Origin of the sequence: Pseudoalteromonas sp. APC 3355, from assembly GCF_030407615.1 — a bacterium.
GTDB classification, from domain to species: Bacteria; Pseudomonadota; Gammaproteobacteria; order Enterobacterales; family Alteromonadaceae; genus Pseudoalteromonas; species Pseudoalteromonas distincta.
In genome coordinates, this window is sequence record NZ_JASDDB010000001.1 from 674,841 (window position 1) to 699,929 (window position 25,089).

Genomic DNA, 25,089 nt, shown 5'->3' on the forward strand with positions numbered 1-25,089 from the left:
ATTATGGATTACGGAACATACAGAGGCATTTTGACTCTGGTAATTTTAGTATTGTTTATTGTGATTGTTGTATGGGCATACAGCAAGCGTAGCAAAAATCGTTTTGATAGCGCTGCTAATGCCATTTTCGAAGATGAAAAAAAACATAACAACACACTCTCTAACGAGGAAAAGGAGTCTGAAAAATGACTAGCTTTTGGAGTATTTGGGTTATTGTATTAACCCTTGCATGCTTATGCATCATCTTTGGCCTATTAGTTTGGAACTTAAAAAACTATGCTGGCGTAAAAGAAGGTGAAAGCTGTGGACATGAATTTGACGGCATTGAAGAGCTAAATAATCCACTACCAAAATGGTGGACTTACATGTTTTTCGCAACTTTTATTTGGTCAGTATATTACCTTGCAGCTTACCCAGGTTTAGGCAACTGGGAAGGTTTAGGTAAATGGACTAGCTCTAACCAAGGTATTACGTCTTTAGCTGAATCTAAAAAAGCAGTTGCAGAGGCCAAAGCAGAAGGTCGTTTTGTTAAACTTGATAAAGAGTATGAAGCTGCAGAAGAACGCTTTGGTCCTATTTTTAATCGACTTGCACAAGTGCCGGTTTTAGATTTAGTTAATTCTAAGTTTGAAGGTGACGCAGCGCAGCAAGTTGCTCTAGAAAATGGTGACAAACATGAACAAACAGATGGTCAATTAGCCATCGAAATTGGTCAGCGTTTATTCTCACAAAACTGTGCGCAATGTCATGGCTCTGATGCACGTGGTGGAACCGGCTTCCCTAACCTAACTGATAAAGATTGGTTATATGGCGGTACACCAGACAAAATTAGAGAAACACTGCTTAATGGTCGTATAGCTGCAATGCCAGCTTGGGGCGATGCTCTTGGTGAGCAAGGCGTTAAAGAAATGACTGCACATGTGCTGAGCCTTTCTGGCCGTACTGTTAACCAAAAAGATGCTGCCGCAGGTAAAGCTAAGTTTGCTATGTGTGCTGCATGTCACGGTGCTGACGGTAAAGGGTCGGTTGCACATAACCTACCATTTGGCGCGCCTAACCTGACTGATAACATTTGGTTATACGGTGGTTCTCAACGTGCTGTTGAAGAAACACTTAACCACGGCCGTGCTGGTGTAATGCCTGCTTGGAAAGACATTTTAGGTGAAGATAAGATTCACTTATTAACAGCCTACGTTTACAGTTTATCGCAAGATAAATAAGCACGCGGTTAATAAAATGTTTATAAATTAATTTATTTAATTCAATAGATTAATCCAGATCAAAAAAGCCTCCAGTCGGAGGCTTTTTTTTAGTCTTTTACGTATAATTCCTATAAAATAACGCTTCCTAAACTAATTTTAGAGACACTATGCAACCTACTCCGTGGTATAAAAATTTTTGGCCTTGGTTTTTAATCTTTTTTCCGTTAGTTGCCATTATTGGCTGTATTAGCTTATTTATTACAGCAATAGGTAACGGCCCAGATATGGTTGTTGACGACTACTACAAAAAAGGCAAAGCAATAAACTTAGAACTGACTAAGTTTGAAAAAGCAAAAGCACTTTATTTACATGGCGAATTAAATGTAACCAACGAGCGTGTAAGCTTTAAGTTTACAAAAGGTGACAGTAGCAACGTGCATGTTTTAAAACTTTCGTTTTACCACCGTACTATTAAAGCGCATGACTTTGAGGCCACACTTACACCTAATGCCAATCAAGAATTTACTGCATTACTTGATAAGTATACGCCAGGTGCATACTCTGTATTTATTGAGCCAATTGATGGCAGCTGGAAACTAAAAGAAAACATTGTTCTACCGACGGCTGAAACCGTTTTAGTTACTCCTAACTATAAGTAATCATTACTATGTCTCACTCTTGCTTTCATTGCCTTGAAAGTGTGCCAAACGGATTTAGCGCAAACGTTATAATTGACGATATAGCCCAGCCAATGTGTTGCATTGGCTGCCAAGCAGTTGCGCAAAATATTGTTGATCAAGGTATGACTGATTATTATAAATACCGAACTGTTCGCGCAGGCAAGGTTGAGCAACTGGTACCTGAGCAACTCGCATTTATAAAAAGTTATGACAACGAAGACATTCAAGATGAATTTATAGCCACTAACGATAATATCTCAGAGGTATTGTTGAGTGTTGAAGGTATAACTTGCGCAGCGTGTGCATGGCTTATCGAAAAACAACTCTTAAACTTAAAGACTGTAAAACGGGTTGATGTAAATACATCCACCAACCGCGCGATGATCCAATGGGATAAAACCAGCACCCCATTGAGTGAAATTATTACTTCCTTAGTCAAAATTGGTTATAAAGCCTACCCATTTCAATCAGATATTGAAGCTCAACAAAAGCAACAAACTGCCAAAGCCTATATTCGCCGCTTAGGTGTTGCAGGCTTAATGACCATGCAAGTCATGATGTTTGCGTTTGCCATGTACTTTGGCATGTTCTCAGGGATGGACAGCAATTTTGAGCAGTATTTTAGATGGATCAGCTTAGTACTTGCCTCTCCGGTTATTTTATATAGCGCACTGCCCTTTTTAACCAACGCCATAAATGGCTTAAAAGCAAAACAGCTCAATATGGATTTACCCGTATCGCTGGCTATTTTTGGTGCGTTTGGCGCAAGTTGTTACGCCACATTTATGCAAGTCGGCGAAGTATATTTTGAATCTGTATGCATGTTTACCTTTTTACTTTTATTAGGTAAGTATCTTGAATTTAGAGCACGTTTAAAAGCGAGCGAATTTACTGCCAACTTACAAAAATTATTGCCATTAACAGCCCGCACCATTAACGAAAGTGGTGAAGAACTTATAATTGCAGCCAAAAAACTAAAACTTAATGACGTAGTACTCATTAAAGCGGGTGAAACAATCCCTGCCGACGGCGAGCTTATAAAGGGTAAAACTACGGTTGATGAATCAATGATGACGGGCGAACACCAACCCGTTACAAAATTTATCGGCCACAATGTCTACGCCGGTTGCGTTAACCACGACGGCGTTATTGAAATAAAAATTAATAAAATTGGCCAAAATACGCTTTTAAATCAAATTATCCGCTTGCAACACAACGCATTAACTAAACGCCCTAAACTAGTTGAAATTACAGATAAAGTTGCGCAATGGTTTATAGCGTGCCTGCTTATATTTGCTTCACTTACAGCTATTGGCTGGTACCAAATTGACCCTGAACACGCATTTTGGATCACCATTTCGGTTTTAGTTGCTACCTGCCCATGCGCCCTGAGTTTAGCCATACCAACCGCACTTACATGCGCGGTTGCAACCTTGACCCGTAAAGGCGTATTAATAAAACAAGCGCATGTGCTCGAAACACTCTCACAAATTACGTTATTTGCCTTTGATAAAACAGGTACACTTACTCAAGGTAAATTTAGCCTTGATGAAGTAGATATACTCGATAAGCAATACACAAAAGCGCAAGTGCTAGATATGGCAGCTATGTTAGAGCGTTATTCTGAGCACCCTATCGCCAGCGCATTTGATGAAATTACTCCTGCTCACCACAATCTTAATAACGTTGAAGTGCATCCAGGTCTGGGAATTAGCGCACAAGATGCAACTAATCATTATGCTATTGGTAAAAGTGGTTGGTTTGATAGCAAAAAATCAAATGCACAAGCAAGCTTATATATAAATAAGCAGGTTGTTGCTCGTTTTTACTTTATTGATAAAGTAAAAAAGGATGCTCAAAAGCTTATAGGCTCACTTCAATCGCAAAATTTAACGTGTCATATGTTAACCGGTGACGCATCAGATGCTGGGCAAAAAGTAGCTAAGCAACTCAACCTTGAAAGTGTGCAATCTGGGTGTTCGCCACAAGATAAACAAACAGCCGTTGAACAATGGGCGTCACAAAATGAAGTTGTAGCAATGGTCGGCGATGGCGTAAACGACAGCCCTGTATTTGCAAGTGCGCATTTATCCATTGCAATGGAAACCGGTGCTGACATATCAAAAAATAGCGCCGATGTAGTGCTCCTTAATAGCGATTTAGCTTCAATTGATCATTTACTCAATGTGGCAAAACAAACCAGACGTATTATTAAGCAAAACCTTGCGCTGTCTTTATTGTATAATGCGTCCATATTACCATTGGCAGCACTGGGCTTAGTTGCTCCGTGGATGGCTGTTATTGGCATGTCTGCCAGCTCAATTATTGTGATTAGTAATTCACTAAGGCTATTAAAGTTATGAGCATAATTTACATTTTGATCCCCATTGCCATTTTGTTTGTCATTATTGCTATTGGCGTGTTTTTCTGGGCCGTAAAAAGTGAGCAGTTTTCGGATTTAAATAAGCAAGGTCATAGTATTTTGTTTGAAGATGACAAAGAGCAACATAACAAAAGTAATGATTGACCCTCTTTACACCAGCGCATTTTTAATGGGGCTAATAGGTAGCGGTCATTGCATTGCCATGTGCGGCGGTATTGCAAGCTCATTACAACTGGCAAGTGATAAACGCAAAACATTCACCTATTCATTTGCCTATAATAGCGGGCGTGCACTGAGCTACATGGCCGCAGGTGCACTTGTTGCTGGTATTAGCAGCCAATTTGCTAGGCAAAACACATCTTTTTCTTTAGCACTTTCATTCATTGCAGCTATTTTTATGCTCCTAGTCGGCGTGTATATAATGCGCTTGGGCCCTACGTTGCAATGGTTAGAAAAAATTGGTAAAACCTTAGTGTGGCAACACATTGTTAAGCTAAATAAATACTTAATGCCTATTAACTCACCTTTTAAAGCCCTAGGTTACGGTGCTTTGTGGGGATGGCTTCCATGTGGACTTGTTTACTCAGCACTTACATGGGCGATGACTAGCCCAAGTGCCCTAGACGGTGCTTTAGTGATGCTTTGTTTTGCTTTGGGTACTTTTCCCGCAATGATCACGTTAGGCGTTACCGCACAAAAACTAAATAGTATTATTAACCACCCTTGGACCCGAATTGTATTGGGCAGTGTTATAATCTGGTATGGTATCTACTTATTGATAATTGCAACTGACAAGCTGATACAATAAGCTATTCGCAGTATTAACCTTTTATGGTTATTTTGCAGTCGTGTGTATAAAAATTTAAACGGATTAAATTATGGATTTCTCTCAAAGTCGCGCTAAAGGTAATTGTGCTATTAGCTGTAATAACTGCAGTATTAGTCAATTGTGCTTGCCATTTTCACTCAATGGCCAAGAAATGGATAAGCTAGACGAAATTATTGAGCGAAAAAAACCACTCCATAAAGGCGATTATCTATTTGAATCAGGCGCGCCTTTACAGGCTATTTATGCTGTACGCTCTGGCTCATTTAAATCGTACACATTATCAGAGCAAGGTGATGAGCAAATAACCGGGTTTCATTTAGCGGGTGACTTAGTAGGCTTTGACGCAATAAGCAAAATGGCGCACCAAAGTTTTTCACAAGCACTTGAAACATCAATGGTGTGCGAAATACCATTCGATACCCTTGACGAACTTGCTGGTAAATTACCAAAACTTCGTCAACAAATTATGCGTTTAATGAGCAGCGAAATTACATACGATCAAGAAATGCTGTTATTACTCAATAAAAAATCAGCAGAAGAACGCTTAGCTAGTTTTATTTATAACTTATCAGAGCGTTTTGGTGAACGTGGTTTTTCACGCAAAGAATTTAGATTTACCATGACTCGCGGTGAAATAGGTAACTACTTAGGCCTTACCGTAGAGACCATTAGCCGTTTATTAAGCCGTTTTCAAAAAGCCGACTTAATTAAAGTTGAAGGTAAATTTATTACAATTTTAGATAATGATGCCTTAGCTAAAACGGCGGCAATCGTTAAGCCTCGCTAAAGTCAGCAATTCAATATCTCTCAAATTTTATAGGCCCATAATTAGTTCAATTATGGGCCTAATACTTCTCAAAGCTCTTATTTCAAGCTTACTTAAAATCTTTAGTTAAGTAAGTCTCATTAATTATTTTCAATAAAAACTTTTATGCAAGAGAAAAAGTCTATACTTAAATCTAACTCCCAAAAGGAAACTCATTATGTTTAATTTCCTGTGTTTTTTTACTCTTTTTATTTTCACTACATTTAGTTTTTATAGCCCTGCAAAAATGATCCCAAATGACGAGATAGACGATTCCCAAGCATTGCAAGCACTAATTCAAAGTACTCCTGATGGCGGCGAAGCCATGATTAAAATACCTGGTGTATATGATATTTGCTCTACTATCGCTATATCTAATATTAACCAAGTTACAATCTCAGCAGCTAAAGGCGTAATATTCAAAAAGTGTAACAATTTCGACGGCGAATATCTGTTAACCCTCTATACTTCTAGTTTTGTAAGTATAAAAGGTTTTAGTTTCATTGGATTAACAAAGGATACTGAGAATTATGCTTGGGGGGAGCAAGGTGTACTGATTGCCGGGTCGTCTGATATATCTGTGTCCCACAACCAGTTTTTTGATTTTGGTGATGCAGCGTTGAGAGTCGTATCATCGCGTAGATCAACTGATTTAAGTCCAATTAACTCCTATCGTGTTGTGGTTCAACATAACTACTTTCACAATATTACACAAGTTAGTACAACCTATCCATGGAGTGCAGATTATGGTGGTACAGAAGATATTACTTTCGCAAACAATATTTTTGAAAATATAAAAGGAGGTCTTAAACTTGCTTCGCGAAAGCCTGTTTCAAAAGCATTAATTAAAAATAATACCTTTAAAAATATGAAAGAAACTGCCATTGAATTAGTTTACTACTCCGATGTAAAAGTAACTGGTAATACGTTTGTAAATATTGGTAAATTCGCACTTAATGTCTACCCAAATAAATCAAGCAGTGTAAATGTACCTTTCAATTGGGGGGATATTTATATATCGGATAATAGTATTATAAATGCAAAAGGCGGTATTAGAGTTAAAGCGAATGTCCCTGACGAGCTAATCGACGATGATTATATTAAGTGCATCTATATCAAAAACAATCATTTCATTGATGTTGATATGTCGGTTTATTCTGAAAATAAATATAAAAGTTTAGTTAAATTTTTAGATGATGGACAAAAGAACTTTATATTTTCTGTTGTTGATAATAATTTGTACAATTTATTACCTAATGTTAGCTTTTTTAGCCCCACTGAAGGGGTAAAAGAAGAAAGTAATATGGAAATAAACCAAAGTAATTAGATCCTGTTCCTCTAAATAAAATTAAATTTATAGTTTGATTTAGAACAACAATTTATATGCTACCCCTTTAACTGTTTTATATTTGCGTTACACTAATTGTACACCCGTTAGGCAAATGGAGTAGCATATGAACACTATTAAACGCATTATTGCGGTTATTGACCCTACCAAAGACGATCAACACGGTTTATCACGTTCAATAGACTTAGCCAAAAAATCTGGCGCAAGTATTACCGCCTTTATGACGGTTTACGACTTCTCTTATGAAATGACAACGATGCTATCTGGCGATGAACGCGAAGCAATGCGTGATGCCGTACTAAAAGATCGCCAGCTATGGCTTAACGATATGATTTCACCTTACAAAGATATAAATATTGACACCCAAGTGGTTTGGCATAACCGTCCTTATGAAGCCATAATCGATACCGTAATTGATCAAAAGTACGATTTAGTAATTAAAGGCACACATCAACATGGTGCACTTAAATCCGTTATTTTCACCCCTACCGACTGGCATTTAGTACGAAAATGCCCTGCCCCGGTGTTGTTTGTTAAAGAAATGGCATGGCCAGCAAACGGAAATGTTTTAGCTGCTGTGAATGCGGTTAGTGAAAACGAAGAACATGTAGCACTTAATAAACGGGTAATTAAAGACGCACAATTTTTATGTGAACTTGCCAACGCAAAGCTTAATTTAGTTAATGCTTATCCTGCAACGCCCATAAATATAGCAATCGAAATTCCTGAGTTTAACCCTGGACTTTATAACGAATCAGTTAAAAAACACCACATTGAATCAACCAATGCACTTGCTGCTGAGTTTAATTTAAGCCAAGAGCAATGTTTTATTGAAGAAGGCCTACCAGAGGATGTAATCCCTGATGTAGCTAAGCGGTTAAATAGTGAATTAGTAGTTATAGGTACCGTTGGTCGTACAGGCTTAAGTGCCGCTTTAGTAGGTAATACAGCAGAGCATGTAATTGATAGCCTTGACTGCGATGTACTAGCACTCAAGCCCGATGGTTACGTAAGCCCGATGGCAAAGAAACTAGATTAATTAAAAATTTAGCAAGTAACAAACTGGATGTTACTTGCTAAAAATACCGTGTTTAATTACATCCTAAACTCGCATATTCAGGTGGTTTGGGTATAATACGCCCCTTTATTTTTAGCAAATAACTTTGCTGTATTGTTTTACTAGGGGGCGTAATTGTCACACTCAGATCAAGCTAAAGCTCAATTTAACTTAAATAAGCTACAAAAGCGTTTACGTCGCCAAACTGGTCAAGCCGTTATGGACTTCAATATGATTGAAGAAGGTGACCGCATAATGGTGTGTTTATCAGGTGGCAAAGACAGCTACACAATGCTTGAAATGCTTCAACATTTAAAACGTGTAGCACCTATAAAGTTTGATCTCGTTGTTGTAAACCTAGATCAAAAACAACCAGGTTTTCCTGAGCACGTTTTACCTCAGTATCTTGATAAATTAAATGTTGAATATAAAATTGTAGAAGAAGATACCTACAGTATTGTTACTGATATTATTCCTGAAGGTAAAACAACCTGTTCACTTTGCTCACGACTGCGTCGTGGTATTTTGTACCGCACAGCAAATGAGTTAGGCGCAACTAAAATAGCCCTTGGCCACCATCGTGACGACATGATTGAAACGTTGTTTTTAAATATGTTTTACGGTGGAAAACTAAAAAGTATGCCGGCTAAATTAATGAGTGATAACGGCGAGCATATGGTTATTCGCCCACTGGCATACTGTAAAGAAAGCGATATAAGCCAATACGCATTTGCACAAGGTTATCCAATTATTCCGTGTAACCTATGTGGTTCGCAAGAAAACCTACAGCGTAAACATACAAAAGCAATGCTCGCTAAATGGGATGCTGAGCATCCAGGTCGTATTGAGAGTATTTTTACAGCAATGCAAAACGTCGTGCCTTCACACTTAGCTGATGCTGATTTGTTTGATTTTAAAAACTTACAAACAGGTGAAGTCATTGATGGTGGCGATATAGCTCTTGATAAGCCAGACATTCCTAAAGTGCCTGTTACTAATGAGCTTGATGAACAAGAAGCGCCAAGTGTAGTTACTATAAATCTAAGCTAACAAATTTAAGGGGGTTGTATTTATGTACAACCCCCTTAAATTTACCAATTTAGCATTGCGTTGTCTTTTTAACTCTCAGCTAGGCCTTGTAAAAACTCCAAACTTAACTTTTCTTGTGCATTAGTCTGATACGGCAACTGCTGTAAACTGTCGTACGAAAAATCGTTTATATCAAAATGGCTTATTTCACTATTCCCAAAGCTGTTACGCTCACCCGGGCTTGGCGACATTCTTTCTATTACAAAGTCACTTAAGCGCATATCGGTAACGCCCTTAGGTAATACTGACCAATGAGCTTTTAAGTCTACGGTTTGACTCCCTTGTGTTAAGCGTTCCTTAGATACCAAATGAGCAAGTGGTGTATCACCACTATATAAATTCGCCCTAACACGATACAAACCACTTTTTATCACCGTTAAATTAGCTGGCATAATCATGTTTTCATTTTGAGCATAAGCAATTTCAAAACCTGTTAAAGTAGCACTTGGCGGCATATATTGAATTTGCGCAACTACAGGTACTTTTTTACCGTCAACATCGCCCTGTACATACACTTGCAAACTACGAGGGTAATCTTCATCTTCTTTAAATGTAATAATTGCCTCACCTTCACGCGCATTGCCCATGTGGGTATTTAATACTTCTTTTGTATCAGTATTTGCAAGTTCAACGACCACTTTACCAAGCCCTTGAGCGCTTACCTTTATTATTATTTCTTCTGGATATACAAAACGATATTGTTTGAGACTGACTGTTAAAGTATCGCCGCTTTCACCTATGGGGCTCGACACAGGATAAAATTGATTTGGCTTTAATCGATCTTCATCTAAAGGACTTAAAGGTTGGGAATAAGGAGGAAACTTAAGTGCACTTTCGTATTGCATCACCACTTGCTGCGCTGCTTTTGTTAGGTCTTCATTAAACGCAATTTGCTTCTTTGATTGTGGTTTTTTAGCTTTAGGCACATCTATAGGGATCACTTTTACAGGCGATAAGTCAGCTGCGTTCGCGCTGTGTTTAACCTGTGGTTTTATTGGCTCAGCAGCTTTATGAGCATCATTTTTACCTGTAAACCATAGCGAGAATAAAATAGTGCTAATAATTAAAGCAACGACATAAAATTTTTTCATTTTTATATTTCAATCTTTTATAAGGGGTATAGTTTTTAATACCAATCTGCTTATATATGGGGTCAATTTAACGTTAAGAAAATTACGCTAGAACTAGGCAAAAATTTTTGTATCTAGTTGTTCTAAATGAAAAAATTTTAACGACGTTATAGTGGAATTTAATTCGTTAAATTGATCAAAGATTTATGCAGATTGGTATAACTACACGCCTTCTATGTTATGGAATCACATTATAAATAAGTGCTGATGCGCTTAAATTATTTGAATCCTTAATATAACGATATTGTTTTTTCCAAAACCAACTACCTGTAGTTTTATCAAACGTATTAAACCCTAGGTTATTACCTTCAACATTTACGTTATTCATGGCTATTGTGACATTACCTTTACGCTGCGCGTTATGTATTTCGTTATGGCTATAACTGTCACTCATCATCATTGGATAATGATTTGGCATAAAGCTACTGACAGCGTCACCTTGCGATTTTAAATGGCCATCTGTATCAATACTGCTGCTACAACTTCCAAACGAGCCAGCCGAACTTGCACCACATGAAGAGTGCGATGCTACAACCGAATCATCATTACCTTTTAAAAACCCACCTGTTAAACCTAAATAGGCATTACCATCTGCCACAAAGCGTAACCTAGGTGTACGTGCATCAGGAAATGGCGATATTTTACGGGCATTATTTACTTTTAAATCGTGTAATACACCAACAGCTTCGGTTACATCGCTCCCTAGCCACCATTTGAGTGCTGCATCGACCGCAAAGTTCCATGATGCGCCAGTTAAAGCACTAACTGCTACATCAGCCAGCTCACTTCCACCGCCCGCGCCTGCTAAATCAAACGTCGCAACAATATTAAGCGGCTGTAAGCCTGCGTTTTCTAACCAGTTTTCTTGGTTATCAATAATATGGCGTGCAACTAAGTCGCCTGTTGAATGTGTTACAAATACACAGCCATCACTGCATAAATTAGAGCGTGAAATTTGCTTTAACTTTGGCCACACCCAATCGGTAGCAATTTTATCTTCAATACGTTCATAAGCAGGCCAATCAATTCGCTCATCTGCACGATTATTCCAGTACGATTGCCAATATGTTTCACCGTCATTAATTACATCACTACCCGACTTATTGGTTATTTGCGAAGTTTGTAACCCGTGAATTAATATAATTTTGTAGTCTTTACTCGCAGCAGAAAAGCTCATTAGCATAGCAAGACCAGCACCAATTAGGTGACTTGGTTTAATTAATGTGTGTGTGCGCTTAGTGTTGTTCATACAATTCCTTAATGTTGTGTACGTAATATTTTATTATCATTTAAGGTATTCATACTAGGGCTTGTCAGCCTTGGCGTTCACCAGTATTAGGAACAAAGAACAAAAATGCAACAATTTATTATCATTTATAGGAATGAGAAAACTTATTACTTGTTATTTAATGGGTTAATAAAGAATAGTTGTTAAATTTAAAATTATCAGGGGTGTTTCGAGAGTAATATTGAGGGGGGTAGGTTGAGCGGGTACCGGTAAAGGTGCCCGCTTTAGAATAAGGACGTAACTAATCTAGCCGTTAGCTTTGAGTTCACTAGTAAATTGCCCAATCGCATTAACAACTTCTTGTGCGCCTTGCTGAATTTCCTGCATCACATCACCCGACTCTTTAGATAATGCTAAACCTTGCTCTGCTTTTTCTTTACCTTTTTCTATTACAGCCACCGTATTTTGTGTCTGTGATTGATTACGCTGCACAACTTCTACAATTTCTTCTGTTGCTTTTGAGGTACGCGATGCAAGTAATCGAACCTCGTCTGCAACCACAGCAAAGCCTCGCCCTTGCTCGCCAGCTCTAGCCGCTTCAATTGCGGCATTTAGTGCTAATAAATTGGTTTGCTCTGCAATACTACTAATACTTTGTACAATACTCGATATTTGTTGCGACTGCTGATCAAGCGCTGAAATTTCACTTGCAGCTTGCTCCATGTTAATAGCCAGCTCGGTCATTACTGCAACCGTATCTTGTATAACGCTCGCGCCTTGCTCTGCTTTTTTATCAGTTTGGGTTGAGGTGCTATAAGCAATTTCGGCAGCCTGAGATATCGCAATTTCTTGATTTACTTGCTCTGTAATAACTGTTGCAAACTTCATTACTTTATAAAGCTCATTCGCGTCATTTGAGATTGGGTTATATGACGCTTCTAACCATACAACATTGCCATATTTATCAACACGCTTAAAGCGCTCCGCTATAAACTGTCCTTCTCTTAATTTAGCCCAAAACTGTTGATACTCTTGGGAATTATACTCTGAAGCTTCACAAAATGTGCGATGGTGTTTTCCTATTAATTCACTTTCTTGATAACCCATTGCTGATAAGAACTGCTCATTTGCCTTTAAAACATGGCCTTCTAAATCAAATTCAATTACTGCCATAGAGCGATATATTGCTTTAATAGTGTCGCTTTGCTCACGGGAGGCTGTAATTGTTTTGGTTAAATCACTCGCGAATATAGAAAAATAAAGAAGCTGATCTTGCTCACCTTTCACCGGGTGTACAATTAAGCGTAGCCACTCTGCTTCGCCATCAAAACGGGTAATTTGTAATGTCCCCCCCCAATGGCCTTCGGCTTTAATTGCTTGTTGTAAGCTTGCAAAATCTTTAGATTGGCGTGATTGCTCAGTAATAAAGTCATTAAAAGGATTATTAGTTAACGTATCTTCGTCATAGCCAAGCTTTTGCAAAAATAAATCATTGGCATGAGAAATACGCCCATCATAAAGAATATTAACAACTAACATCTCTCGGTAGAGCCCTTCCCACACTTGTTGTAACGGATAGAGTTCTGCTTTTAAAGAGGCTATTTCATTTTGCTTATTTTTAGAAAAAAACATTAATGTCCTTACTAGGGCGTGTTGACCTTTGTAGATTGAAATTTGTTCAATCTAGGGGCGATTAAATCACGGCGCGAGGTTTGTAACCTAGTGGGCTAAGTAAAAACCGAGCAAAGCTTCCGCGTCCTGCTCACGCCCCTTACCTACATCCATGTAGGCAACAAAGAGTTAATCGTCCCTAGAAAGAACCCAATGGGCAGCGTATGTTTGGTATTTATACTACATTATCGCCTATTTATGGGGAATACCACACTACATAGGCTCTGCCTTGCCTAAAAAACAAACACACTGCTGTAAATTCACCCACCAAAGATCAACACGCCCAAATACATTCAATATAAAATTAATTTTAGTATAGAAGACATTTATAATAACGCGATAAATAACAAGCAGTTTGAAGCTAAATTATTAATAAAAAATTCAAATCAAGCTTAAAATTGTAACCTTTCATATAAACCAGATGCTCTTGATACGCTTTTATTCATTGCAAGTTGCAGTACTTTTTTGTCAGCCACCAGCTCAAACTTATTTTTAGCGCGGGTTATTCCCGTATACACTAATTGCCTGTTAATACCCATGCGCGCTTGTTTTAGCGGTGGCAGTACCATAGCGGTGTAGCTAAATTCTGAGCCTTGTGACTTATGAATAGTCATTACGTATACTTTATCGTGCGCCGGCAAGCGTGCAGGCGAAAATGCTCGCTGGTTACCTTGCTCGTCGATAAATATGGCTTTGAGCTGATTACTTTCATCGGGCATTAAAATACCAATATCGCCATTAAATAACTTAAGCTGGTAATCGTTTTGGCTCACCATAATGGGCATGCCTGTATAATGATGAGTATTAGGGCTCACTGTTATTAAACCTTGCTGTTGCAATACGCGCTCTATTCGCTGATTTAAGCTATGCACGCCGTAATCGCCCTCTCGTACCGCAGCTAAAAGCTGATAACTAGCAAAAGCAGCATGCACCTGTGCAACATCTGCACCTTGGGCAATTAAGTTAAGGTATTTTGCATAATGACTTGCTGCACTTTTAACGAGCTTTTCAATTGGTTTTGCTACAAAGTCGTAATCTAAAATTACATCGTTAAAACGCCCTTCAGTACTTTCTTGCTCAACGTAATTTAAAATACCGGTGTTATTTGTGTTTACCGCAAGTGCGAGTTGGCCAATGCCGCTTTGTGCATCAAATCGATAACTGTGCTGTAAAAAGGCAACGCAATCTGCGAGTTTAAATTCACTCACGCTTTGCGCTACGAGCTTAGGCTCATTATTAAAACATAAGCTATTTAGCTCATCACAGCGTGCTTGCGAGTAGCGTGGCGTTTGCCCAAGTGTTAAACCTTGGCATAAATCACTCATCACGCTGCCGGTATCTACCGAGGCAAGCTGATCTTTATCACCTAGGAGTATTAATCGCGCATGCGTAGGCAGTGCTTCTATTAATTTAGCCATCAGCGATAAATCGACCATACTGGCTTCGTCAATAATCAGCACATCTAAATGCAGCGGATTGCTTTTGTTATGTCTGAATTTATTAGTAAACGGTTTTACGCCCAATAAGCGATGAATAGTTTGAGCGCTTTGCGGTATCAGCGTTTTTATATCATCAGGAATCGTTGTGAGCTTATTTTTAGCGCCCAAAATAGACTCACTTAAACGTGCAGCGGCTTTACCAGTCGGTGCCACCAGCTTAATGCTAAGCGACGCGGTTTTATAAAGTGACTGCAAAATAGCCAACAACTTAGTCACTGTGGTAGTTTTACCGGTACCAGGACCACCCGTGATCACGCTAAAGCCTTTGGTGGCAGCAATCGCACACGCCACTTTTTGCCAATCAGTTTCAATTGCAGAATCAGCAGGAAAATAGGTATTTAAAAGTTCTGCCAATATTTCATTATTAATATTGAGCTTTCGCTCGCTCATGCTTAATAGTCTATCTGCGAGTGTTTGCTCATAACCGGCAAGGCGCGCAAAATAAAGTCGCTCTTTAAACAGTTGCAGTGGTTTATTTTCGCCCACGCTTTCATGGTTTTGTAAATAACTAAGCGCTGTATGTACATTAAAGTCATCACTAAACGGGCTTAGCGTACTGGGTACATTGCCATCGAGTTTATTAAAGTCGCTTTTGCGCAAGTTAAAAGGATTACTCCAGTCAACCTCATTCAAGGTTAGGCAGCTATGCTGGCTTTGCTGCGATAAGCACAGCAATAAAATAATATAAAATAGTTCATTGTGAGTTTGCTCAATGTCATTAGCACACAGTAATTCTGCGAGTTTAACATCAACCACACGCAGTCGATTTTGCGCTAATAAATACTCAAGTAACGGGACTTCGATAATCGTATTATTTAACACAATGTCCTCTAATGAGGAATCTTGTGCTACATTTTTTGAAGTAAGAGGCTCTACGGCTTCATTATTAAGTGTCTCGTCTATATCGTCAAACAAGCCAGGTTGCTCATTTAAATCGCTCATAGCATGGCTCCTTGGCTAAATAAGCCATCTAAAATAATCACTTGCTCTACAGTTAGCTTTTTAAAGTACACGCCTTGCCCTGCCGGCATTCCTCGTAAAAACGTGTAATACACGCCGCCTAAATGGGTTTCTATTGAGTAATCAGCTATGCGTTGTTTTAATAAACGATGCAGTGCTACGGTGTAAATTAAATACTGTAAATGATACTGATGACTGCTCATCGCTTGCTCAAGCATATCGCCTTCGTAATCAGCTGGCGTACTGCCTAAATAATTAGACTTATAATCTAAAATATAATATTTGCCTTGGTAGCAAAATATTAAATCGACAAAGCCTTTTAACAAGCCCTTTACGTGCGAAAATTCAAGCTTACTTTGCGTAAAGCCAAAATGTTTAATTAGCATTTCGTTTAGCTTTGGTGCACTTAAGCTCTCAAGTGGTAAATTAAATTCCATTTCGACTAGGCAATCATTGGGTGTAAGCACACCCAATGAAAGAAGGCTGTTTTCTTGAGAGCTGTTATCTAGGGGGCACGTAAGAACATCAAGCACCCATTTTTCAGCCACTTCTCGCCATTGCTCACCTATGTGGTATTTTTCAAGGCTGCGCTTAACTACCTCAGATAAGTTTTGCTCAGTATTGGTTGGGTGAACTATTGGGCTAGTAAAATCTATTTGTTCAAATATTTCGTGTAAACAGCTACCGGGCTTTGCCCCTTTAGGAAAGCTATAAGGTGATGGTAGTTCGTCCTCTTGCACTGCAAACTCGTCTTTTTCGTGATCTTCATCACTTCGCCCTGGGGCTAATTGGTCGCTGTGCTTTTTAAAGCTCAATGCACTAAAGCTAGTTGCTCGCCAGTTACGCTCAATATTTGCCGTTACTTTATTAACACTTAACGTTTGCTGCGCACTTTCACTGTTATTAAAACAAAGTGTTCCCTGCTCTAATAATGTTTGTGAGGTAAATTGCTGATAGCTCATCGCGCTGTTAGCGTCGCAAAACTCACTTAAATGCGTACGCCATGTTTGGCTACTGGCAAGTTCAAGCCCTGCAAATAAAACATGCCCAAGTGCACTACTTTGCATAGCCAAGCGGCTACTTTGTCCTTGCCCTATGTTATAAACACCAAGCGCACAAAAATGTACGGCGCGAGTAAGTGCTACATAAAGCAGGCGTAAATCTTCAGCTAGGTGTTCTTGTTCTGCTTTTTGAAGGGCATCTTCGTCTTTACTTAAATCGTAAACTAGCTTGCCATTATTATGATAAAGCGCTTCTTTTGTTTCGCGATAGCCACTGGCAAACGGCATAAATACCAGAGGGTATTCAAGCCCCTTTGAGGCATGCATAGTGACAATTTTAACTAGGTTGGCGTCACTTTCTAGGCGAACTTGTACTGTTTCACCGTCTTGTTGGCTTACCTTTTGTGCAAACCATCGCAGTAAACGTAGCGTACCTTCAAGCTCTATTTGTTTTTGCTGAAGTATTTCGCCCAAGTGCCTAAAGTCTGTCAGCCAACGCTCAACGTTATATCCCAGCCCTTGCCATTTAGCGCTAAGCTGGTTATGGCTCATTAAACGCTCAAGCATTGCCATAGCGCCTTGCTTGTTCCAAATGTGGCTAAGTTGTGCAAAAAAGTTTAAGTAGTCTTGCCATTTATTTTCATCATCGGCGAGTGCATGTATTTCGTTATAACTTAAACAAAATAGTGGACCCGCTAAAACACCGCGCAGCAATGACTCGTCATATTGACCATGCAGCGCCGTTAAAAAGTTAAGTAGGTGATGGCTAAGCTCTTGGCTAAAAACGCTCTCGCGCGATAAATACACGCTGGCTATTTTGGCATCATCTAGCGCTTTTTTCATTATTTGCGCTTCAACACGGTCGCGCACTAATATACAAATATCGGCAGCGCTTACAGGGTTACTGCCAATGCACGCATCCCCCTGTTTTGCTTTTTCAAGCAGGGTGACTATTTTATTAGCAAAGTGAGTGGCTAAATGCGCTTGCCCTACACCTTTGTTAGTTGGTTTGTTCTTTTCATCGGCGGCTTCATCCACAAATACATTAAATTCGAATGCGGTCGCGGCTTTGCCATCAATTAAAAAAGAGTCTTCCGCTTTTTTACCTTTAGCAGCTACTGCGTTAAACGGTATGGCATCGTTATAAATAAAGCTGTTAGCGTGTTTGCCAAATAAACTATTAACGCTATTGACTATATCGGTGCTTGAGCGAAAGTTAGTCCCCAGCGTAAATTGCTGTTCAGTCTGTACAGCTTCTTTTGCGCCAATATACGTAAAAATATCTGCGCCCCTAAAGCCATAAATAGCTTGTTTAGGGTCGCCTATCATGGCAAGCGTGGTATTTTGTTGCCCATAAATTTTACTAAAAATACCGTACTGAATCGGATCGGTATCTTGGAATTCATCAATCATGGCAACCGGAAATAACTGCGCAATTTTTTGCGCTAGTACGTCGCCTTGCTCGTTATTAAGCGCACTGTGTAAATTGGTCAATAAGTCATCTGGGGTGATAACGCTTTGCTCTTGCTTGCGCTTAACTATTGCGGCTTTTACCCAGCGTGCTGCATGTTGTACAACCGCTATTTTGAGCCCTTGGTTTATGGTGTTGTTAAGGGCGGCAAGCTCGTCAAACTGACTCAGTAATGGATGCACAAATAATGGCTGATTTTTTTTATAATTGCTCACATCGCTTAAGTTTTCTGTACTCCACACTTCAAACGAATACTTGCTAGTGCCAAATTCAAAAAACAAATCGCCGCCTAAACAAAATGCTTCAAGCGCACCAAGGCTGCCTTTTCGTGCTGGCGTTTTGGACCCGCTTAAACCCGAGCCTTTAATAGCACCGATAAACTCTTGCTCTAACACCGCTTTTTTAAATGCAGGCACACGGGTTATGTACTCGTCACGGGCTTTCCATACATCATCTAAATTTATTTGTGGTGTAATGTGCGCATTAGCTTTGTTTAAAATGCTCGCCACTTGAGCAAATAAAGACTCTGGTGCGGCAAATACATCTAAAATAGCATCGGTGCGTTCTTTATTAAGTGGGTATACAAACGCACGCCAAAAATCTTTAATAGTTTCGAGTAATATGTCGCGCTCATCTAAAATAAATTCGAGATTAAACGCCACACCCGACTCAAACGCATGTTGCTTTAGCATCCGCTGACAAAAGCCATGAATAGTAAAAATAGCGGCTTCGTCCATTGATTTAGCAGCTGCATCGAGTAAATCAAACGCGCGGTGCTTATCATCAATTTTGGCAATTACGCCTTCAATGAGTTCGTCGTTTGGGTCTTGCCCAAGCAATGCGTCGCGCGCAGCAATAATTCGGCTACGTACGCGGTCTTTAATTTCTTGAGTGGCAGCGTCGGTAAAGGTTACTACCAAAATTTGCTCAACACTGAGCGGCGTATTTAACTCACCTTCTATTTGCATACCTAATAAGTAACGTAAATACAGCCCCGTAATGGTATAAGTTTTACCAGTACCCGCACTGGCTTCTATTAAACTTTGACCAATGAGCGGCATAGTAAGAGGATTAAGCGCTTGCATGGTCACTCTCCTTTGCGTGTTCAAATAAAGGCGTGAGCAATTTATCACTCCATTTTATAAATTCTTCTTGGCAGTCGTTTAGCGATTGCACCGTTAAGCGAATATACGGATTTTCGCCCTCGCCTCGCCCTATGTATTGCGGGCTAAATTTGCTCATTGCTTTTGTTATATCGCCGCCGCTTTCAACGTATTCATAACCACTTACCGGAAAAAATGGCACAGGCTCTGCGCGCAGCGCTTTGTATAACTCAAACCAATCAAGTAACAATGCATCGGCATCAGCTTTATTAATTGGCGCGAAGGTAATCTGCTTATCAAGCCCAAGTAACAATGTTTCTATTTGTTGATCCATACTTTGCGCTGCGAGGTGATAAATAAAGCCTTTAATTAAATCTTTCGCTTTAATACTCGCACTGCGATAAAACACTTGTTTTTGCAAATACACATGATTGAGCCAGCCCTCTATTTTGGTGCCTTCAATGGTAAGCAAAACTTCTATCGGCTCACTTTTCCCGCCTTTAATGTGCTCTTTAACTTGACCTGCAAGCGCATCAACTCGGTGCTCCATACTCTCAAATATGAGGCTGCCTACATTGGCTTGAGGTAACTCACCTCGCTGCAGTATTTGTTCGGTACTTATTGGTTGCTCGTTTATATTGGCTTTAAGTATTTCATCAAGGTAAAAATAACGGCGCAGCGCATCTAGGCTAAAGGGTTCTTCGTCTTTTGCTACTTCGTTAAATTGTGGCAGGCGTAAGCCTAGTGTTTGTTGATAAAAGCTCTCTTGTGCGCTGCACACACTTCTAATAAACACATCGAGATCTAGCTGATCTGGCACAGTCACATCAAGCGCAATAACCGGCTCTGGTTTAATTGACTCACTTGGTAGCCAAATTGGATTGTAACTGTGGTTGCTCAGCACAGTATTGGTTTGCTCATCGGCTAAATAGTAATGGCTATTAAAGGGCTGTAAATGCTGCTGATTAATTAGACATGCGGGCAGCGTTTTTTCACTCTTTTCGTTTAATACAAAACTACGCCCAATATATTCTAACAGCTCACTTACAAGCGTTGATGGCATGCGCGGTTGGTTATCAAAACACGAGCGACCAATGTAACTCATGTATAAGTTGTCGCGGGCACTCAATAGCGCTTCTAAAAATAAGTAGCGGTCATCTAATTTACGTGATCGGTCACCTTTTTGCTTTTTAGAATAAGGCACTAAGTCAAAACCAATAGGTTGTACGTTACGTGGGTAGTCGGCATCGTTTAACCCCAGCATACATACCACTTTAAATGGCACGGCGCGCATGGGCATAAGCGTACAAAAATTGACTTGCCCAACTAAAAACCGCTGCCCTACGCCTTTTTCTTGAATGCCTTGTTTAACTAAGTAACTAACAATACGCTGCGAAACCGCTTTACTGTAATCGCCGTTGTCGTGGTGTTTTTGTAACTCTTCGAGCACGTTTTGAAGTACTAATAAATCCCAGCTGTCGTCGCTTTCACTTTCGTATATAGCGTTTAATAGCTCGCTTAAAATATGCGCTTTATTAGTGAGCGTGTCATCAGGCGTTAGCTGCTCTTTAAAGCTTTGCAGTACATCAATAAAGTGCACGAGCTTATTGAGAGTATCAAGCGCCATGCCTTCTACTTCATCAGCGCTGTAAATACCGTTAAACGGGCATTGCTCGTCGCGCATGGCTATACCAAGCAGTAAACGGTTGAGCCCATGTTGCCAGGTATTTAAATCGATAGCGGGTAAATCAAAGCTGCTTTTATGCGCTGCGTTTATACCCCATTTAACACCTACACGTTCAAGCCAGTATTGAATTTGCTCGTATTCGTGTGCTTCAAGCCCAAATTTTTCGGCTATTTGCGTCACTTGTAATAAATCGAGAATATCCGATACACCAAAGCGCGAAAACGGTAAGTTAGCTAAACTCGCAAATGAACTAAGGACAGGCTTTTCTTGCTCTATGGCTAAATCGGCCAATGCGTAAGGAATAAAGCGGCTGCCTTGTGCCCCGCCAAATACGGCTTCAATATAAGGGCTGTAAGTGCCTACATCGGGCATCATGACAATTATGTCTTTGGGGGTAAGCGTTGGGTTTTGATTAAATAAGTTAAGTAAGTAGTCGTGCAAGCGCTCAACTTCTCTAAGCGGTGTATGGCAATCGCTGAGCGTAATGCTGGTGTCGGTTGCGCTGATTGGTAATTTACCTTCGTCGTTTATAAACCACTCTTTGTTATCGGTAAGAGACTCCCCCTTAAACGCAAGTTGATAAATCTCACTTTGTACTTGCCCTAGTAAGGTGTCGTCAAACACATCAATAAAACCATCAATCCAACGGGCATCTAACTGTACAAGTTGTTCAAAATAGTCGCGGCCTAATTTACCCCACGACGATAACAACGGATTACCAATAAAGTAGTATTCTTCATCTGGATTGGTTTGTTTTTTTTGTTGCGCTTCCACCAGCGGCATTTTGGCGTATTTAGCGCTTATTTTAGCTGCTGTTTTTTCATCTATGATATCGCCCCAGTAGTGCTCACTTGGGTTAAAAAAGAATAATATAACCTCGGTTTTTTTACTCAGCGCTTCAAACACCTCAAGCTGGGAGCTGGCAATCGCCGATATACCAAATAAACTAATGCGTTGTGGCAGTAAGCTATTGTCCATCGTCTCAAGTGCTGCAAGTAATTGCCCTTGCATGTTAGCGCGATGAAATTGGCTTTGCCCAAGTTCTTGGCTTAGCTTTACAATGCGTCGCCATAAGTCAGGTTGCCATGGGGCAATGGCTACATCTACGTCATCAAGCTCATCTTTGCCGCTATCCCATGTGGCTATCCAATGCGGTCGGTACATTAAATATTGGTCGTACACATCGGCTATTTTTTCGCATAGCGCAAAGGTTTTTTGCCCGTCAATATCGCCCTCTAAATAGGTTTTTAGCGGCAAATAAAGCGGTTCATCAATGCAGGTTGGTAAAATTGCAAACAGTTTCCAAGCAAGGTTGGGCTTATTAAATGCCGACTCTTTAGGAACATTTGGCAGTAATTGCTGATACAACTGCCAAATAAAGCTCGACGGCAGCGGAAAATCTACCTGCGCTGCGACCCCTAAGTTTTCGCTCAAACCTATTTTTAACCACTGCGACATACCCGGCGATTGCACTAGCACCACTTCTTTGTCGAACGGGCTTTGCAATGGGTTTATTTTTAACAGCTGGTGGAACTGCGCTTGCAGGGCTTCCATGCGGTTTGATTGAATAATATTTAGCATATAACACTGACCTTGCTTGAGATAAAACCAGTGTAAGATATTTTCAATATTAGGGGTAGCTCAAACAGGTAATTGATATTAATAAATCAGAGAGTTAGCAAGTAATTTAAACGCACAGCATTAATTTTGATCACTGTGCGTTTTTGTTTATAGAGTAATGTTATTTATAAGGGCTAATACTTGATAAACTAAAGTCACTTTGCATTATTACTTGGCCATCAATGCCTTTTAATTTAAGTGAAATAGTGGGATCAGTTTGCTGCCAGTCTATGCTTAAATCACCGTAATTTACGTTATGAGTAAAATTCCCTACTCGGTGCTTGTTAGGGCTTACGTCTTTCCATTTTTCAGTTAAGCCTGAGCTGGTCATCTCAATCAATGGGTAATCAAGGTTTTGCTGATACTTTGATATTTCACCCCAGTGCGTATCGCCGCTGATGATCACTACCCCATTTACCTTATGCTTTTTAATCAATGCAAATAAACGGTTTCTATCTTCAGGAAAGTTTGCCCATGACTCCCAACCTGTAAAGTCAGGTAAAAGCTGTAAGCTTGAGGCAATCAATTTTATTGCAGCAGGCTTTTTAAGCTCTTGTTCAAGCCATTGCCACTGGGCTTCACCTAGCATTGATGCGCCCTTCACTTCACTAGGACTATACGGGCCTTGGTTATTTAACTTACGTTTAGCGTAGTATTCAAGCTCGCTTACATGGTTTAGCGAATCACGATTCCAACGTAAATCAGGCATTATTACTTGTATGGTTTGCTCATTTTCACCATACATGTACGAGGTATAAATTCCATCAGGGCGAGTGCGACGCGCTGAGTTTACAGGTTCATCCCAAAAATTAAGCATAATTTGACGTGATAGCTCTTTGTGCGGATACTCTCTACCTGCATCGTTTTGGCCATAATCGTGGTCATCCCACATAGCAATAATAGGCGTTTGCGCTTTTAACGTTTTAAAACCAGGCTTTGCCCCTAAACGTTGATACTTATCGGCAAGTACATCCATATCGTTGGTATCGCCGTAGATATTGTCACCCAAAAATATAAACAAATCGCCTTTCTCTTTGTTAATTGCATTAAATATGGGTATCTTTTTATCTTGATGCCCACACGAACCAAATAGAATTTTAGATGGCGCGGCAGTAACACCTGTACTAATAACCAAACTCAACACCAAGGCAATTAGGGTTAATGTTTTTAATAGGTTCTTCATTTTAAAATCTCGCTAATAGCAGGCGCCATATTTGAATTTATTTCATTTGGGTTCTGCCCAAGCGCCTTTAAAACGGTCGCCGCTATTTGCGCTTGTTTAAGCTCATTTTTAGTTTTAATTAAGCCACTACCTTTTATTGCGGGGCCAATGGCCGCAAGCCAAATATGTTCAGAGCCGATAATTCCTTCTGGGTAGGTATTTTCACCTAACTCTAGCTCAGCAAGTGCACGTTTAGAGCTGTGATGTTGCCAATCGTTGGCATTATTGCCACGGCCGTGATCAGTAGTAATAATTAGTGTGGTGTTATTTTTATAACCCGCTGTAGTTTGAATGGTTGCCCATAAGTCTTTTATAAACGCGTCACTTTGCCTTGCCGATTTAAGGTATTGATCGTAATGACCATCATGCGCAAAGTCATCGGTTTCGCCTAAGCTTATCACTAACAACTTAGGCTTTTTAGCCAACATATACGCTTTAGCAAAGCGATATGTAAAACTGTCTAGTCGTACGTTATACCAAGGACTGGGGATTTCGTTTTGTAGAGCATTTAACAGTGGCGCATCTGTGAATAAATTCTCTTCAATTGACATAAAACCTGCATTTACATACACGTTACTGCGCTTAGTATTTACAATGTATGGGAATACATCCCAACTACCAAATAAGGCTGTGCTATCTTTAAACTCAGGTAACTTATCTAAACGCTCTAAAATAGTTTTATTTGGGTTAAGCACTTTGTTATTACTATTTATATTTTCGTCAACTTCACCGGTGAGTATTTCGTTATAACCAGGGTATGAAAAATACCACGGGTTACTTACCGACATAGTAGAGCCGTTAGCTCTATCGCCAATTATAATGCCTTTTTTAGCCACTACTTGCGTTAAAAAAGGCATTAGTAATTGCTGGCGCTCATTTGCTGTTTTTGCCCAAAACTGGGTCTTTAATTGCTCTGGCTTTTTAACAAAATCAGTATTATTAATTAAGCTATTATCAGCCCCATTAAATACTTCTTGCCAGCGTACTCCATCAAGCGTTACCAGCACTACATTTTGCGCAGCTGTTGCAAAGTTACTCGCTAATACACTTAAGCTAAATAGTGTTACTTTTAAAATCGTTTTCATCGCGTTTTGCGCCCTTTGA

Annotated in this window: 18 protein-coding genes; 10 read left to right on the forward strand and 8 right to left on the reverse strand. The window is 39.7% G+C overall.

Features of this window, described 5'->3' with window-relative positions:
* Positions 1 to 3 precede the first annotated feature (3 nt).
* The 10 genes from QMA08_RS02945 to ttcA all read left to right on the forward strand — a co-directional run bounded on the left by QMA08_RS02945 (position 4) and on the right by ttcA (position 9,354).
* Positions 4 to 189: a CcoQ/FixQ family Cbb3-type cytochrome c oxidase assembly chaperone gene (locus QMA08_RS02945; protein WP_024597380.1), complete on the forward strand. Its 186-nt coding sequence runs from the start codon at positions 4 to 6 to the stop codon at positions 187 to 189.
* Positions 186 to 1,220 (forward strand): cytochrome-c oxidase, cbb3-type subunit III, encoded by a 1,035-nt coding sequence (gene ccoP / locus QMA08_RS02950; protein ID WP_039490091.1) that lies wholly within the window; start codon positions 186 to 188, stop codon positions 1,218 to 1,220. The genes QMA08_RS02945 and ccoP overlap by 4 nt, the downstream gene beginning before the upstream one ends.
* A gap of 149 nt (positions 1,221 to 1,369) precedes the next feature.
* Positions 1,370 to 1,861 carry a FixH family protein gene (locus tag QMA08_RS02955; RefSeq protein ID WP_002963075.1) on the forward strand — a complete coding sequence of 164 codons (492 nt, stop codon included), beginning with the start codon at positions 1,370 to 1,372 and terminating at the stop codon, positions 1,859 to 1,861.
* Positions 1,862 to 1,869: 8 nt separating this feature from the next.
* The gene (locus QMA08_RS02960) at positions 1,870 to 4,245 is read left to right on the forward strand and encodes a heavy metal translocating P-type ATPase (protein ID WP_290173663.1); all 2,376 of its coding nucleotides are present in this window, start codon (positions 1,870 to 1,872) and stop codon (positions 4,243 to 4,245) included.
* Positions 4,242 to 4,409, forward strand: a complete 168-nt coding sequence (ccoS, locus tag QMA08_RS02965; protein ID WP_002963071.1) for a cbb3-type cytochrome oxidase assembly protein CcoS — start codon at positions 4,242 to 4,244, stop codon at positions 4,407 to 4,409. The genes QMA08_RS02960 and ccoS overlap by 4 nt, the downstream gene beginning before the upstream one ends.
* Positions 4,402 to 5,073 carry a sulfite exporter TauE/SafE family protein gene (locus QMA08_RS02970; RefSeq protein WP_290173664.1) on the forward strand — a complete coding sequence of 224 codons (672 nt, stop codon included), beginning with the start codon at positions 4,402 to 4,404 and terminating at the stop codon, positions 5,071 to 5,073. Before ccoS ends, QMA08_RS02970 begins: the two co-directional genes overlap by 8 nt.
* A 70-nt stretch (positions 5,074 to 5,143) precedes the next feature.
* Positions 5,144 to 5,881, forward strand: a complete 738-nt coding sequence (locus QMA08_RS02975; RefSeq protein WP_002963069.1) for an FNR family transcription factor — start codon at positions 5,144 to 5,146, stop codon at positions 5,879 to 5,881.
* 196 nt (positions 5,882 to 6,077) lie between these two features.
* A complete protein-coding gene (locus QMA08_RS02980) occupies positions 6,078 to 7,226 on the forward strand; it encodes a right-handed parallel beta-helix repeat-containing protein (RefSeq protein WP_290173665.1) in 1,149 nt (382 codons plus the stop codon).
* 127 nt (positions 7,227 to 7,353) lie between these two features.
* The gene (uspE, locus tag QMA08_RS02985) at positions 7,354 to 8,286 is read left to right on the forward strand and encodes a universal stress protein UspE (protein ID WP_290173666.1); all 933 of its coding nucleotides are present in this window, start codon (positions 7,354 to 7,356) and stop codon (positions 8,284 to 8,286) included.
* A 153-nt stretch (positions 8,287 to 8,439) separates the two neighbouring features.
* Positions 8,440 to 9,354 (forward strand): tRNA 2-thiocytidine(32) synthetase TtcA, encoded by a 915-nt coding sequence (ttcA, locus tag QMA08_RS02990; protein WP_002963067.1) that lies wholly within the window; start codon positions 8,440 to 8,442, stop codon positions 9,352 to 9,354.
* 68 nt (positions 9,355 to 9,422) lie between these two features.
* On the opposite strand, the gene QMA08_RS02995 is transcribed toward ttcA, so the two are convergent.
* The 8 genes from QMA08_RS02995 to QMA08_RS03030 form a co-directional block, all read right to left on the reverse strand.
* A complete protein-coding gene (locus QMA08_RS02995; protein ID WP_290173667.1) occupies positions 9,423 to 10,484 on the reverse strand; it encodes a hypothetical protein in 1,062 nt (353 codons plus the stop codon).
* 217 nt (positions 10,485 to 10,701) lie between these two features.
* Entirely contained in the window at positions 10,702 to 11,772 is a 1,071-nt protein-coding gene (locus QMA08_RS03000; RefSeq protein ID WP_193226283.1) for a hypothetical protein, read from the reverse strand.
* A 285-nt stretch (positions 11,773 to 12,057) separates the two neighbouring features.
* Positions 12,058 to 13,383, reverse strand: coding sequence for a PAS domain-containing methyl-accepting chemotaxis protein (locus tag QMA08_RS03005; RefSeq protein ID WP_290173668.1), 1,326 nt, complete (start codon positions 13,381 to 13,383; stop codon positions 12,058 to 12,060).
* A gap of 431 nt (positions 13,384 to 13,814) precedes the next feature.
* Entirely contained in the window at positions 13,815 to 15,863 is a 2,049-nt protein-coding gene (gene recD, locus QMA08_RS03010) for an exodeoxyribonuclease V subunit alpha (RefSeq protein ID WP_290173669.1), read from the reverse strand.
* The gene (gene recB / locus QMA08_RS03015; protein ID WP_290173670.1) at positions 15,860 to 19,438 is read right to left on the reverse strand and encodes an exodeoxyribonuclease V subunit beta; all 3,579 of its coding nucleotides are present in this window, start codon (positions 19,436 to 19,438) and stop codon (positions 15,860 to 15,862) included. Before recB ends, recD begins: the two co-directional genes overlap by 4 nt.
* Positions 19,425 to 22,724: an exodeoxyribonuclease V subunit gamma gene (recC, locus tag QMA08_RS03020; protein WP_290173671.1), complete on the reverse strand. Its 3,300-nt coding sequence runs from the start codon at positions 22,722 to 22,724 to the stop codon at positions 19,425 to 19,427. Before recC ends, recB begins: the two co-directional genes overlap by 14 nt.
* Before the next feature lie 160 nt (positions 22,725 to 22,884).
* Complete coding sequence (locus tag QMA08_RS03025) at positions 22,885 to 23,946, reverse strand: alkaline phosphatase D family protein (protein WP_290173672.1); 1,062 nt, start codon at positions 23,944 to 23,946, stop codon at positions 22,885 to 22,887.
* Positions 23,943 to 25,070 carry an alkaline phosphatase family protein gene (locus tag QMA08_RS03030; RefSeq protein ID WP_008139146.1) on the reverse strand — a complete coding sequence of 376 codons (1,128 nt, stop codon included), beginning with the start codon at positions 25,068 to 25,070 and terminating at the stop codon, positions 23,943 to 23,945. Before QMA08_RS03030 ends, QMA08_RS03025 begins: the two co-directional genes overlap by 4 nt.
* Positions 25,071 to 25,089 lie beyond the last annotated feature (19 nt).

What these genes read in the sequence shown, in the direction of transcription:
- QMA08_RS03025 (WP_290173672.1), bottom strand. Translation starts at nt 23,946, where the DNA reads ATGAAGAACCTATTAAAAACATTAACCCTAATTGCCTTGGTGTTGAGT.
- ccoS (WP_002963071.1), top strand. Translation starts at nt 4,242, where the DNA reads ATGAGCATAATTTACATTTTGATCCCCATTGCCATTTTGTTTGTCATT.
- QMA08_RS02960 (WP_290173663.1), top strand. Translation starts at nt 1,870, where the DNA reads ATGTCTCACTCTTGCTTTCATTGCCTTGAAAGTGTGCCAAACGGATTT.
- QMA08_RS03030 (WP_008139146.1), bottom strand. Translation starts at nt 25,070, where the DNA reads ATGAAAACGATTTTAAAAGTAACACTATTTAGCTTAAGTGTATTAGCG.
- ccoP (WP_039490091.1), top strand. Translation starts at nt 186, where the DNA reads ATGACTAGCTTTTGGAGTATTTGGGTTATTGTATTAACCCTTGCATGC.
- QMA08_RS02975 (WP_002963069.1), top strand. Translation starts at nt 5,144, where the DNA reads ATGGATTTCTCTCAAAGTCGCGCTAAAGGTAATTGTGCTATTAGCTGT.
- QMA08_RS02955 (WP_002963075.1), top strand. Translation starts at nt 1,370, where the DNA reads ATGCAACCTACTCCGTGGTATAAAAATTTTTGGCCTTGGTTTTTAATC.
- QMA08_RS03000 (WP_193226283.1), bottom strand. Translation starts at nt 11,772, where the DNA reads ATGAACAACACTAAGCGCACACACACATTAATTAAACCAAGTCACCTA.
- QMA08_RS02995 (WP_290173667.1), bottom strand. Translation starts at nt 10,484, where the DNA reads ATGAAAAAATTTTATGTCGTTGCTTTAATTATTAGCACTATTTTATTC.
- QMA08_RS02970 (WP_290173664.1), top strand. Translation starts at nt 4,402, where the DNA reads ATGATTGACCCTCTTTACACCAGCGCATTTTTAATGGGGCTAATAGGT.
- QMA08_RS02980 (WP_290173665.1), top strand. Translation starts at nt 6,078, where the DNA reads ATGTTTAATTTCCTGTGTTTTTTTACTCTTTTTATTTTCACTACATTT.
- QMA08_RS03005 (WP_290173668.1), bottom strand. Translation starts at nt 13,383, where the DNA reads ATGTTTTTTTCTAAAAATAAGCAAAATGAAATAGCCTCTTTAAAAGCA.
- QMA08_RS02945 (WP_024597380.1), top strand. Translation starts at nt 4, where the DNA reads ATGGATTACGGAACATACAGAGGCATTTTGACTCTGGTAATTTTAGTA.
- recD (WP_290173669.1), bottom strand. Translation starts at nt 15,863, where the DNA reads ATGAGCGATTTAAATGAGCAACCTGGCTTGTTTGACGATATAGACGAG.
- recC (WP_290173671.1), bottom strand. Translation starts at nt 22,724, where the DNA reads ATGCTAAATATTATTCAATCAAACCGCATGGAAGCCCTGCAAGCGCAG.
- uspE (WP_290173666.1), top strand. Translation starts at nt 7,354, where the DNA reads ATGAACACTATTAAACGCATTATTGCGGTTATTGACCCTACCAAAGAC.
- recB (WP_290173670.1), bottom strand. Translation starts at nt 19,438, where the DNA reads ATGCAAGCGCTTAATCCTCTTACTATGCCGCTCATTGGTCAAAGTTTA.